General features: G+C 56.4%; 8 protein-coding genes and 2 pseudogenes. 6 read left to right on the top strand and 4 right to left on the bottom strand.

From position 1 onward, the window contains the following. Window positions 1-8: 8 nt before the first annotated feature. The 3 genes from OSW16_RS13480 to OSW16_RS13470 all read right to left on the bottom strand — a co-directional run bounded on the left by OSW16_RS13480 (window position 9) and on the right by OSW16_RS13470 (window position 3,725). Complete coding sequence (locus tag OSW16_RS13480) at window positions 9-1,247, bottom strand: nucleotidyltransferase (RefSeq protein ID WP_060506963.1); 1,239 nt, start codon at window positions 1,245-1,247, stop codon at window positions 9-11. 7 nt (window positions 1,248-1,254) lie between these two features. Next, a complete protein-coding gene (locus tag OSW16_RS13475) occupies window positions 1,255-2,379 on the bottom strand; it encodes an SAVED domain-containing protein (RefSeq protein WP_060506960.1) in 1,125 nt (374 codons plus the stop codon). A 464-nt stretch (window positions 2,380-2,843) separates the two neighbouring features. Beyond that, on the bottom strand, window positions 2,844-3,725 hold the full coding sequence (locus tag OSW16_RS13470) for a sensor histidine kinase (protein ID WP_267823859.1): 882 nt from the start codon (window positions 3,723-3,725) through the stop codon (window positions 2,844-2,846). A 21-nt stretch (window positions 3,726-3,746) separates the two neighbouring features. On the opposite strand from OSW16_RS13470, the pseudogene OSW16_RS13465 reads away from it, so the two are divergent. Together OSW16_RS13465 and OSW16_RS13460 are read left to right on the top strand one after the other, a co-directional pair. Further along, window positions 3,747-4,157 (top strand): annotated as a pseudogene (locus tag OSW16_RS13465) (fumarate hydratase C-terminal domain-containing protein); the annotation flags it as partial. A gap of 420 nt (window positions 4,158-4,577) precedes the next feature. Continuing rightward, complete coding sequence (locus tag OSW16_RS13460; RefSeq protein WP_082432225.1) at window positions 4,578-5,543, top strand: hypothetical protein; 966 nt, start codon at window positions 4,578-4,580, stop codon at window positions 5,541-5,543. A 113-nt stretch (window positions 5,544-5,656) separates the two neighbouring features. On the opposite strand, the pseudogene OSW16_RS26930 reads toward OSW16_RS13460, so the two are convergent. Beyond that, window positions 5,657-5,805: pseudogene (locus OSW16_RS26930) on the bottom strand (chlorhexidine efflux transporter); the annotation flags it as partial. A gap of 532 nt (window positions 5,806-6,337) precedes the next feature. Between OSW16_RS26930 and OSW16_RS13455 the strand changes: the two are divergent. From OSW16_RS13455 to OSW16_RS13440, 4 genes are all read left to right on the top strand, one after another. Then, the gene (locus OSW16_RS13455; RefSeq protein ID WP_267823857.1) at window positions 6,338-7,375 is read left to right on the top strand and encodes a hypothetical protein; all 1,038 of its coding nucleotides are present in this window, start codon (window positions 6,338-6,340) and stop codon (window positions 7,373-7,375) included. Further along, window positions 7,359-9,023, top strand: a complete 1,665-nt coding sequence (locus OSW16_RS13450) for a hypothetical protein (protein ID WP_267823855.1) — start codon at window positions 7,359-7,361, stop codon at window positions 9,021-9,023. Before OSW16_RS13455 ends, OSW16_RS13450 begins: the two co-directional genes overlap by 17 nt. 139 nt (window positions 9,024-9,162) lie before the next feature. Continuing rightward, window positions 9,163-10,470, top strand: coding sequence for a hypothetical protein (locus tag OSW16_RS13445; protein ID WP_267823853.1), 1,308 nt, complete (start codon window positions 9,163-9,165; stop codon window positions 10,468-10,470). Further along, window positions 10,448-12,802 (top strand): RNaseH domain-containing protein, encoded by a 2,355-nt coding sequence (locus OSW16_RS13440; protein WP_264313357.1) that lies wholly within the window; start codon window positions 10,448-10,450, stop codon window positions 12,800-12,802. Before OSW16_RS13445 ends, OSW16_RS13440 begins: the two co-directional genes overlap by 23 nt. The last annotated feature ends 18 nt before the right edge of the window (window positions 12,803-12,820 follow it).

Genomic DNA, 12,820 nt, shown 5'->3' with positions numbered 1-12,820 from the left:
CAGTCCCGTCAGGCAAGGGTATCCCTCGATCCAGTTTTCCGCGGCTGCACTGGCTGGCCAGAGCTGGATGTCGGGGACGACGCCTTTAGGCCGGCCAGAATCGCAGGGGCAGTGACCGCGGGAGCTGCTGCCGCTTGGCTGCCTTTCCATGCACGAACCCCAGTCTCACCGAAGATCGCCCTTACCCGCTCTTCTGCAGCTTTGCTTTGCCCAACGGAGAACAGCGCTTCAAGGTCTTGGGTCAGACGCTCATGCCACTCGTTGAAACTCTTGTTGCGAGCCCCTCCGTCGGTATTCCACCGATCCGCGAAGTTCTCTTTCACGAAGCCGGGCATAGCCGGGTTGTTAACTCGTATCCCATGGCTGCGATCAATGAAGTCAGGCATCCGGGCAATGATTTCCATCACCACCTCAATCGAGGAATGCAGGCCATAAGGGTGGTTTTGCAGGAGATCGTCGTAAGCCTGGCCCGCCAGTGTCACCAAGATGATCGAGATTGGACTGGTTTCGCGGATGTGATCCGGCTGACGCTTGAAATGGTAATCGCGGTGCAGCTTCATCAGTTGAACAAGCCGGCGCAAAATGTCATCAAGTGCCACTGGCGCGTTGGGTATCGGATCCACCTGGGTACGCATGTTGATCGCTTCATCCATTGCGATCATCTGGAACGGGAAGCGCTTCGCCGCGATTGCACAGAACCAGTTGGCGAAATCTTCGGGGTTGGACGGGCTCCATACGCTTGTTTTATCGCGCACGCGTAGGTCTGTACCCGTGATATGTGCTGACAGAGGAATGGCTGGTGTCACGTCGAAGTAGAACGGCTCCCCCGGGTACGGGAGGCGCCAGCAACGATTTTTTGGCTCTGGCTCCCCTGCTCCATCAATGCCTTCCAGTGCTGCCCCGAACAGCTGGAAGAACCCTTCTGACTGCGTCAGGTTCGTGAACCGGGAACCGCTGAGCTTCACGACCACGTCGAGGTCAAAATTTTCACGCCCATCGCCAGCGATGGTGGTCTGGGTGCGCATCGAGCCTTGCACCACGACGTGGACATCATCGGTGGACATGCCGAGCTTGTGCGCAATGTGAAGGCCGAATCGCTTGTAGCTGCGTTCCGCCGCCTGCCGCTTGGCTTCAGGAAGCTCCAGCTTCTTCAGCATCGATACGATGAAGCTCTCCCACTGCCTGGCCTCGCTTTTTTCCCGCAAGCCTGGGAGCACTTTGGAACGCCGTTGCGACTGGACAGCCATGTTCACCTCACTTGGTGGCATCAAATTCGGGAAGGAAGTGTTGGACGTACTTGCCAGGCTGCTCAGGTGCGGATGGCATCTCTACGGCCCAGGGGTATGGATTTTCTTCGGCACGCTGCCATTGATAGCAACGAAGCGGGGGCATGTTGTGCGGGTCATATCGGCGGCCAAAGTTGATACAGATGCTGGCTGGCGCCGCCAGGATAAGGTGCACCATGGAAACCTTCAGGCCTTCCAATTGGCCAAGGGTCTGCAGGAACTGATTCTGCAACGCGGCGTTCTCGCCCGCGTACCACAGCTGATTCGGCAGTGCCTTGGGATGGCGCAGGTGCACCAGTGGAACGCCAGGAAATGCTTTTTCGATATCGGGGAGCGATGCCACGTAGCTCGCAGACACTGCCACCACCACTTCACCGCCCGGCTGAACGTTTTCCAGGCCGGTGATGGCGAAGCGATCGCCGGAGTCAGCTTCGGCAAGTTCGCCCCACCGAGAGTTGATGCGATCCCACTCCATGACCAGGATATTACCCTCGTCTTCGAGCACAACGCCTGTGAAGAACAGCAGCGGTACCTGCATGATGCCGCCGGCGACTACTTGGACATCCCCCCGGGCGTTTTCTTCCCGGATGCTTCTTAGGAAGCGAGGCATCAGATAGATCTCATCCAGCACCTGGGCAACCTGAGGCGGGTTTGATGAGAGCTTCTGCCTGACATCCAGCAGTAGACTGCGACGCTGACCGACAAGACTTTCGGGGACTGCTTCCAGCAATGGATGATCAGAGGTATCCACCAGGCCTCGCAGTTCTACTACCACTACGCGCTTTCTTTCGCGCTCCTTGCGCTCATTGCGCCAGTCGCTATACGCCATGGAGACACCGATGGCGATGATCAGAAGTCCAAAGTACGCACAGAGGGTGCTGAGGAAGTCGCTCAGTCCGCCCTCGTTTGAAAACTTGAACGCTTCGATGACCCCGAAGAACTGATGGAATTCCAGGGTGAAGCTGCCCGCCCCCACGATGGCGATGATGCCGACACCAACCGCCGCAATGCCCAAGCCAATGTTGCGCTTTCGGGTTAGGAAATTGACGAGTTTAGTGCCGATCCCCATCAGGTAAGACAGCAATGCCTGCATGATCAAACGCTCCTCTTGCACGGCAGGTTGCTGCGTGCTTGGCCCGGTACAACAGCAATCACTCAGTTCCTGTCAGCCAGCGACATGCGAAGCATTGACGATGCCTTCAAGAGGCCATCACTGTACGTTTGACCATGAAAAAATACAAGATTGGATCCAGCCCTTTTCATTCAGCCCATGATGGTCACCGGTCAATGGGCGCGCGCGTCGCTTGCGCGAGCAGCCTTTACGCATGCTGGAAGGGGGTCTTTGCCTGATGCGAGATATGGAAATTCGTCTCGACAGTCAGGGCTTCTTTGCCCATGGGGGATATTTTCCGTTCCTGAGCATGAGCTTGTCTCGCTGACACCACCTCATGAACCAAGAACGATACATGCCGGTCAAGCTGTAACAGCAGATTGCGAAAGTGGGGTATATAGGATGTTCATTTTCGGTAGAAACCGCCGCCAAGCTCGAAAAATATCTTAGCTTCCTTGAGGGAAAGCGACCTTGAAGGTTGTGCCGTCTTCATCGCTTGACATCACGTCTATCGTGCCTCCATGGCTCGTGACAATTTCATTGGCGATGAACAACCCCAGCCCCAATCCATGGGTGTTTTCTGAGTCATCCGTGGCCCGCGCCAAGCGAGCCTCGGGGTTGAATAGGTAGGGCAACTCATCGGGCGAAATTGGGCTCCCCCAGTTGTGAACGTCAATCTGCGCTACGCCGTGGGATCCAGTAAGCCGCAGCTGAATAGGCTTTTTCACATCCCCATGTCGTATAGCATTGATGACTAGGTTGGAAATCACCTGCCCCATACGTTGCGGATCGAAGCTGGCAGACAGAGAAGAGATGCCTTCGAAGACGATGGTCGCCTCTGGGTGAGCCAGGCTGACCTCCTTTACGAACGAAGTACACAATTCCCTCAGCTCAAAAGTTTGTCGCTGTATGGGTATCCCTGTGCTGAGGTTGCATCGGGCAAGATCGAGCAGGTCGTTGACCATGTCGTTGGCCCGCTCGACGCTTACGGAAATCTGGCCGACCACTTTCTGTTCCCTCACCCCCATCTGATGGGCGTTGGCGAGCAGACCAGCCCCCATGGTTATAGCCGTCAGGGGCGCCCGCATATCATGGCCGAGAACACCCAGGACGAGCTTACGCGTGGTTTCGACAGCTTTGCCATACGCGGCAATAGACTCCATCAACGCCTGGTCAATGGCCTCGTTGAAGCGAATGATCTCAGCAACGCGCTCGGGATGCTCAACCGAAGTCTCCTGTGCCAGCCACAGCCTCAATACACTGGAGCGTAGGGCTCGGTATTCGGAGACCATCTGGTCAAGGCTGAATCCATCCCGCAAACGCAACACTGCATGTGTTTCGGCGGCACTTACTACGTTGGGCCTGTCGATCCCGTCCGTGAGGAAGTGGTAGGCCCTGCAGGGCCTACTACGTCGACTCGGATGGACAAGTTCACGCCGCGCCTTCTGAGCGAGACGGGTCTGCTCGGCATGATTGGTAAATCGGAACGTGGCCCCATCGCTATCGAGGCAATCAGCCAACACGGTGCAGTCTACCTGATGGCTGTCGGCGGCGCGGCTTACCTGGTATCCCAGGCAATTACGAATGCCCGCGTGGTCGCATTTGCAGACCTGGGGATGGAAGCAATCTATGAGTTTGAACTTAAAGACATGCCGACCACGGTAGCGGTTTCTTCCCAAGGCGAGTCTGTCCACACTACGGGGCCCATCCATTGGGCGCCTACCAGTAAGCTGGTTTGGAAGACAGACTCCGTCGACTGATATTTCTTCTCTTGGGCAACGATAATGCGCTTCCTGTAAGCGTGTATCAGAGCCTAAGGGCTACAGAGTCCAGCCCAGGCGTGCGTTCAACGCATTTCTGGGATTTGATCGGCGGGTGAGGCTGAGGCTCACGAGGCCAACTCCTCGCCACTGATCGGACAGGTGCTGTTCTGACGGCTTTCAGCACCTTGAAGCCACCACCCCCACGCGGGTGGTGGCTTTTTTATGCTCGCAAGATGTCTGCGCTGCTCGCCCCACGGAACCCAGGGCATTTGGACTTCTTCGTCGACACCGATCCGCTGGCTTGCTGGCGGGCATACGTGCGACGATCGCGCCGCCCCTAGGGAACAAGCCATCTCGACTCTGGACGAGGTGATACTTGAAGGAAGGGGCAACGCTGAATACTACTTTGGTGATGAGATGAACGATCGCGTATTTTACTCTTGGCAATCTGACAGCCCCGGCAACATCAATCGAAATTTCATTCAGCAGGCACTGGAAACGGCGATTGCCGACATACACAAAGACGACACGACCGACGTTGAGCCGGTCATCGACCGAGACACACTTGGCCTGGCTGGCTCACCGGACATCAGCCACTCCATTTTCGACAAGATCGATGCCGCCTCGGTGTTCGTGTGCGATGTCTCAATCATCGACCCCTCGGCAGCAAGGCCGACACCGAATCCTAATGTGCTAATCGAACTGGGGTACGCGATCAAGGCTCTGGGCTGGAACCGCATCATCATGGTGATGAACACCACATTCGGCCTCCCAGAGAAGCTGCCCTTCGACCTCAGATCCAAGCGCATTACGACATACGCTATTGCAAGCGACGCGGCAGAAAAAGCGCCCACGAGAAGAGCGCTGGCAAGTACGTTTGTGGTGGCACTGAACACGATCTTTGAATCCCATGGGTCACGGACGCACGCGACTGAAACCAGCGACGCTAGAGGCAATGAGGCTCAACCCCGCGCAGCGGATACCGAGCTGTTCGAGCGCTTCAGAACCGAGTTACCTACCAAGGGCAGCATCAGTTTCATAAACGAACAAAATATGGCCGGTTTTTCCTGGCGCCTCTCCCAGCTCGACCAGCTCAGGCATTTCTACTATGAATGGGATAACGTCGAGCACGAATTCATCGATGCGCAAATGGAAACAATGCGCGCGCAGCTGCATCAGTTGGTCGGCGACTACCTGGAGCAGATCGCCACCTACACCTTCCCCACTCATAATCCGGACAGACAAACCGTCCCTCCAGAATGGGAAATCGATAAGCCAGAGCTATTCGCTTCAGTCGTCAAAGGCCTTCACGAGACCGCCGGAAAAATCGTCAAGCTGCACGGTGAACTCTTCCGTACGGGCCGGCAAAAATTTGATCGCTGAACACTCAGGCGATTAGTTCAACGGCCCTGCGCTAAAAAACCCGTATGAAGCCACCGCGCTGTGAGGCGGTGGCTCTGCCAAGCTTCGAGAAGCGTTCCTCAGTTGAGGATGGGTCAGGAATTTGCGTTGACATTCGCCAAGCGTCTGTTGCTAAAGACGCGCGCACTCACTTTATCGAATACCCAATTGTAAATAATATCGTGTAGGGCAGAATGAAAACAAAGAAGCCCAACTCAACCATCAGTGCTTTAAGGAGCGTGATGAAGGCGCTAGCAGGCTGATTACTGGAGGGGTGCAGAAGCCACACCCATCGCACGCAGCTGATATGCGGATACCGCTTGAAACAGGCTTTCTGCGTGCACTCGTAGCACCCTGATCTACTCAGCCGGGTGGCCTGCCGCTTCAGCCTCATGCAGACGTCGCAATGCTTCGATCGCTTGGTTGATAAGCGGCAGGCTGTCTTCGTAGATTTTGACAAAATCCTTTTTCATGCCTGCCTCCAGCAGTGCAGTGATGACCACGCTATCGAGTGGGCTCCGGTCAGCGAAACATAGCGCTGCAAGGTCGTTACACAATTACCACCTGTCAGGAAGTCCTCACCTCGAGGACGACAGTACCCACTGGGAGCTTTCTGCTAGGCGCTTTTTGCAGTTCACGTGATTGGATCAGGCGAACCGCCCGATCTGTTGCCTTGCGGTTATGCCTATATTGATCCAGCCTTCATAACCCAGCAGTAATAACGTGCAGAGCACGATGCTCCGCAGAGCCAGATGCTTCCAGATCAAGGGGGGCTTATGAACTCAGTGGATAGCGACGCCCAACGCTTGCTCAGCTTGATTGTAAGAGCTGCACAGCTGGACGCCAGTCAACATGGGGCACGCCACGATCTTCTTCGACAGGTCAGCGCTTTACTCTGGTGGCTGGAGCCTGACGCCCCGCCTCGCACGATCGCCAACCTGCTCGCATGCTTGAGCTTGCCGCTTGAGCAGTGGCTCGATAGTCGCCTCAGACAAGGGTATGAAGGTGCGCTGAAGTTCGCTGACGAGCCCAGCATGCTGTGCAACGCCATTGCCCTGGAGTCCAACCCCCGGGTGGGCTGGGAACGTATTCAGCAGATCGTTAAGAACGTTCGTGACCTGTGCAGGACGCGTCCTCACGGGGCTGATGAGTACCGTCTGTTTCGCATGTTTCTGATCGACCACGGGGTAGTCGACGCTGACCGAAGCCTCGACTTCCTGATACCCCTTCAAGTCAGCTTCAACTCCCTGTACGAACCCATCCCTGAGCATCTGATCCGGGCGGGTCAGGTTTACCTATGTCCCAGCTGTGGGTGGCCGATGGAGATACACCGCCATGCCGTGTCATGTGGTGCTCACTGGTGCGAACAAACATTCGGGATCGCGCAGTGGATGGAAGAGGAACTGGTAAGCGTCAAAACCTCGAAGGTCATACCCCCGCAGCCCGCGCAGAACAAATACAGACTCACGCCTGCACTGTGGAAATTCACGTTGATTCCGGGCTTACTGGAGCGGCGTCTGCGTGACGGTATTACGCGCCTAGGCGTGCCGGTCGAACTGTGGCCGGATGTGGATGACGCCGACCTGCGATTTAGCGTTGCCGGTGAAAGCTACTCGCTGGATGCCAAGGTATGGCACTCCCCCGGCCATCTTGGGCACCACCTGCAGAACACCGCACACGCCGATGCCATGATCGTAATTCCCGATTACCAGGTGCAGTACGTATCCATGCTGAATGAGCAGTGCTACCCCAGGCAGATCATGTCTGAGACACAGTGCCTGCGCTGGGTGAAGATCCATGCCAACCCTAACTGAAAATGCCACCACGCTTGCATTGGCTTTAGCCATCAAGAATATCAGCAAGGAACCTATGCTGGCCGATGCCGAGATTTTTCTGGTGGGGCGACCACACCTGTGGAATGGCTGGAATGATGCCCCGCAGGAACATCGCGACCAGATCATCACGCTCATCAAGTATCGCCCAGGTGACCTGAATCAGACGGGTCGTTTCATGGAGGAAGCAGTACGAATCCTGCTGTCAGACAATGCGCCATTTCGCGTGGCCGGTGCTGACCTCTGGGGTGAACTGGAGTCCCCGCCTCGCCTTAAGGAAACCGACTTTTACTTTTTCAAAAAGGGCTTTGACCTCGAAGGTTTGATCGAAGAGAAACTCCTGGCTATCAAGTCCAATCCCGCTGAAGCTTCACAAACCAAGTGGCCTGCCCAAGGCCCGATCATCCTTCGCGAAACGCTCTCTGAAGGCTACCGCACGTTCGTGATACCGGAGGAGCATCGCTCACGCCTGCAGTTGGAAGACGATCCGTTACCTCTGCAGGTGGCCCCTGATGTCACGACCTTTTGCTGGGATAAAGCCATCCTTTTCGACATCGCCAGAACGCTGGATGAAGCAGGTGCCGATCCGGCCAACCATTTGCACCGGAGTCATCGAGACTGCCTGAATGCTGTCTTGCGCAACGATGGATGCGTAAAGGCTGACGCGGGTAATTTTTATCGGGTGAACGCACCGACGGGCGTCGGGAAGACAGTCGTCATGGGAATGATGGGAATCAGCTCCGCCCTGGAGGGCCACCGCGTTGTGATTGCGGTGCCGAATCTGACCGATGTGCGCAATATGGTGGAGCAGCTAAAGCGAGCGAGCAAGGTCGTTGCACCGCACCTTAGGATCGCACCCTTGCACTCTCAGCGACGAATTGCCAAGGCAGCCGACTACTACGTCGCTCGCGGTAGAGAGGATCATCCATACGACTATCGATGCCTTTTGGATGCTTGTGCCACCGACGGCAGCGTGAGCCCCAGTGATGCAGAGCCCTGCTTTAACTTGCAGCTTCCAGGCGAGCGCAAGGGGCAAGAGGTCTTCAAGCGCATACGCAGCTGTCCCTTCATGAATCAGTGTGGCAAGCGCACCATGCTCGAGCAGGCATTGGCCGCTGACATTGTCGTGGTAAACCACCATGCACTCATCTCAGGCACTTCTCGCATCGCAGTCGAAGGAGGTGGTGGCGAGTCGCGCAGCCTGCTTGAGTTGCTGCTGCGATCGGCTTCGTTGTTCATGGTCGACGAAATTGACGGGCTGCTGCTGAGCGCAATCGATACCAGTGTCTTCGAACTTCCTCTGAGCAACCACATTGAGCACAGCAGCCTCGCCGAATTGCATATCGAAATTTTCCAGCGTGACAGAATCCCCGATGTCGATTCTTCTACCCTCTATCGCGCGCAGCGCGCCTGTACCGCTGTCATTCATCACACCACTCGCTTACTGCAGCTTGCCCTTGAGCACATCGTCTGGCCAGACCGCGAAACGGTGTGGGAGCGTGCCGACGACAAAAAAATCAGCGACGACCTGGGCGTCGAAGCCAGTATTCTCGATGGGGTGTGCGGCTACGGTGTACAGGCCATACCGCCTCACCTTGATCCGTTGCGCAAGCTTCTTTGCACACAATGACCCGATACCCAGTCCAAGCGACGTAGTCGTCGAGATCGGCAGGCTTCTCCTTACGCTTGCCAAGCAACGGAAACTAAGCGGTCGCTTCACGGAGAAAAAACTCGAAAAGCTGAAGTCGTCGCTGGTCATACGGACGAGTTTGCACTACATCGAAACCAGTCTTCGCACGCTGTATGCCGATGTTCCTGTCCTGGCACGTGCCAAGGTCGCAGCAGCACTCAGGGTGCAGCAGGATCTATCAGGATCCGCGCCCTTCAGCCCAACCCCTCTCGGCCCTCTGCAGCGCGTCGTTTACGGATTCAAACGCAAACAAGCGGGTCACGACACATGGGCTCTTCAGGTCGTGGCCATGTCTGGCGATCCCCACCGTACCCTGCAGTTTCTGCCCAACCTTAACTCCAAGATTCACGCTGGCGTAAACAGGACATTTATCGGCTTCAGTGCCACAGCCTATTTTCCAGGGGCCAGTTGCTTCGATCTGAATGCGAAAACCTTGATCGACGTGCCCGACGCCAAAGGCAACATCCGCTTTGAGAACGTAAATGTGTCCGTTCACGTTTCGGGTACGCCGATCGATGGCCGTCTGCTGCATGTCAGAGATCTGGCCTTCGAGCTGTGGCCGTGGTTATCGGGCCGCTTGGCAGCGCTTGAGCAGGATCCAGTCACGCGACATCGCGCTCGTTTACTTCTCGTCACTGGCAGCGATGCTGAAGCAGAGCAGCTGGCGTCAACACTTTACGAAATTGCTGCCGGCCAACGGAAAGTCGCTTGGATCCGGGGTGGAAAGAAGGCCGATCGCCAACACCGCCTACCCATGCCCAATCGCTTGACCTATGACGATCTGGTTGAGTTCGCCGACAGCCCTCATGCGGATGTCGAGCTGCTGGTGAGTTCCATCTACCCTATGGCGCGGGGCCATAACATCGTCACCAAAGACGCCAAGTCAGCCTTGGGCGGCGTTGTGGTTTGCGTGCGGCCATTGCCCTCCTCCGATCAGCCCGGCAACAACCTGGCCCACCTGTGCTACAGCGTGGGCGAGCAGGTGCATGCGTCGGCGACGCCAGGCCTGGCATTGCTGCAAGAGCGTGCCAAGGCCAACCGTATCCTCAATGGCATACGCCTGGCGCCCCCCTACTTTTGCAGCCAACCCGAGGACATACGTTTTTACACCGTGATGAACGTCCTGGTCACGCTGACTCAGTTGGTAGGGCGGGCAAGGCGCGGAGGAACGCCTGTCACCTGCTACTTGGCCGACGCGGCGTTCTTTGACGGACAGAACACGTGGGCGAAGCTTTTGAACCGAACCATAGAAAAGCTCAGGAATGATGGCCACTGGAACGAATTTTCCACCCACCATGCAGGCTTGGTGGAGGCCATGATGCTGTACATCGGATCTGCAGGCACCGAGGATGAGGGACTACCTGATGACGATTTCCCTGAGGACTAACCTGTTCAGGTTCGATCCAGACGAGCTACCAGCTGCCGTGCAATATGCAGCATCGCCGGCGTTCAAGAACGGCTGGCAACTGCTCACCAATCACTTTGGTAGACCTTACCTGCCCACAGAAGCGCTTGAGGAGATGCTCAGTTACATCACGGGTGGCCCTGTTTGGATAAATGCCCAGCTGTTGAAGGGCGGGCCTGCCATTGCTTCGCTGAAAGAGATCCAGACCGATAAGCTGAACCGGGCCGTCAACGTCTGGGCCCAGCACATAATGCGCAAAGCACCACTTGAGGCGCAGGAATTCATCAAGCTACTGATACCTGAACGTGCAGCCCCGCTGTATGCACGCGATGTGATGAACGACCCCCGCCAGTCTGCGTCGGCCTACAAGGTTGTCCCTTGGATGCTCGCCCAGCAGCTGGCCAGCCAACCCATGGAATCATCCGTCCCGTTAAACCTCGAAGTGTCCAGTGATGGAAACCTACTTGCCTGGGACAGCCCGCTGCTCTACAGCTACGGTGAGCGTCGGGCAGTGGCAATGCACTCGGTCTCAACCAGTTTGTTACTGTTGCACAAAGTTCCCAGCCAGTACGCGTCAGTCACAGTGCATCTGAGCCATATCTTGCCCGAATGGCGTCACACCACGCATTCCACCTGGCTAAAGACCGAGCGCGGGATCTCCAAATTCCAGATTCGCACATTGCCCCTGGTCGATGGTCAATTCCGGACGATCTATACCAGCCCTTCGGCGGAGCTCCTGGAGCTCATGGGGGAAGGGACGCTGCCGGCGCTAGGCGGGAATGAAATCTCACTGACCGGTGCACTGCGTCCAATCCATGCGCACACACCGATTGGCTCTCCTATCGGCAGCGGCGTGGGTACGGTGATTCTCGACCAGGCGAGCTTCCACCTGCAGAAGACGCTTACCTCTGCCAAACCCATGCTGACCCGTTATGTAGGACGGCTGATAGCCCAGCGTGACAAGACGGGGAATGATTCGGTGCGACCCATCCGCATCGCTGTAGTAACTGCGCACACGGACATCATGATGCGTATCAACCATGCCTATGAACACCTGAGTGCGCTCTCCCCGGTCTTCAAAGGCAAGCCCAAGCCCCAGGTCACCCTTCAACAGATTCAATGCAAGGACGCCCAACGGGTGCTCACCACCAAGACAACGTCAACTGATATCCAACAGTGGTTCACCAACGAGTTGCTTCCACGGTTAAGTGCATTCGCACCTGACGCCGCGATCATTGAAACGGCGCCTGAGGTAGCCACCAAGGACGACCATGACCCAAAGCATCTGTTACGAGCACTATGCGCCAAACACGGCATCTCGACCCAGTTCATCTTTCATCTCGCACCACCAGGAGAAGGAGCCGATACAAAGAAAGCGATGCCAGCGGGGGTAAAAAGTCGGATGCGCAAAACCAAATCGATAGAATCCGATCCTCCCGAGGATTGGCCTGCCATCAACAGCCTCATCGATGGATTGCGCGGTACCGGCTACCTCCCCCTTCCACTGGATCGTACTGCCGGTATTCCCGCAAATACGACAGTGGTATCGGTGTACGTTGACCACCTCAGCAAACTGAACGTCTATTTGCCCGTCATCACGCGTACAGTGGTCAACACACGAGATTTGCAGGTGTACGTCCAAGGCGCGGATGGCCACCCTGGCCAATGGAAAAGCTACAGCGAAGGCTTATGTGCTATCCATGCTTCCCCTGGATTGCTGAATGAAGACGATGCGAAGCTGATGATCAGGCAAGCACTTCTGGCACCCACACCCGTTGCGAATACTCCTCTGATCGTACTGATCAATGCCGGCGGCAAGCGTCTATACCCCGGCATGAACGATGGCGCGGGGAGCGGGCTACCACCAGTACCGGAAAATGCCTGGCTGATTCGTACCCGGTCTGACTCTCAGACGGCCCAAATGACCGGCGTGCACTCACTTTCGCCTCTGGCTCCCATGTACATCGGCAACCGGATCGGTGTTCATCAGGCCGAGCACCAGGAGCTCGTTTACTACTTCACCTCATACTCCAAAACCTTCAACAGGACGCGCTCACACCGCTACCACACGCGCTATGACGTGAGGCAATCCGAGCTGAAGGATTCATGGCAGCAACTGGGCGTGACGGAATTCGTGATGATCCAGAAAGGCGACTTTGCCTGCAACGATCAGCTGGCACTGCAGACAGGTTACTGGTGCAAGAATGCTCCACTGTGGGATGGCTTCTTGCGCCTTCCCTCCCCGCTTCATGCAGCGCGTCAGATTGCAGAGGATCACCCGGTTGCGGAAAAGCTAAGGAAAGGAAGGTTTTGATAGGCGGCCCAGAAAGGG

It is taken from the genome of Pseudomonas putida (genome assembly GCF_026625125.1).
Taxonomy (GTDB): domain Bacteria; phylum Pseudomonadota; class Gammaproteobacteria; order Pseudomonadales; family Pseudomonadaceae; genus Aquipseudomonas; species Aquipseudomonas putida_X.
Note: the sequence above shows the minus strand (reverse complement) of the source record. Positions and strands in the feature narration are given on the sequence as shown.

Bases quoted from the DNA above. Each gene is read 5' to 3' on its own strand.
- OSW16_RS13475 (WP_060506960.1), bottom strand. From the start codon at position 2,379: ATGCAGGCATTGCTGTCTTACCTGATGGGGATCGGCACTAAACTCGTC.
- OSW16_RS13450 (WP_267823855.1), top strand. From the start codon at position 7,359: ATGCCAACCCTAACTGAAAATGCCACCACGCTTGCATTGGCTTTAGCC.
- OSW16_RS13455 (WP_267823857.1), top strand. From the start codon at position 6,338: ATGAACTCAGTGGATAGCGACGCCCAACGCTTGCTCAGCTTGATTGTA.
- OSW16_RS13460 (WP_082432225.1), top strand. From the start codon at position 4,578: ATGAACGATCGCGTATTTTACTCTTGGCAATCTGACAGCCCCGGCAAC.
- OSW16_RS13440 (WP_264313357.1), top strand. From the start codon at position 10,448: ATGACGATTTCCCTGAGGACTAACCTGTTCAGGTTCGATCCAGACGAG.
- OSW16_RS13480 (WP_060506963.1), bottom strand. From the start codon at position 1,247: ATGGCTGTCCAGTCGCAACGGCGTTCCAAAGTGCTCCCAGGCTTGCGG.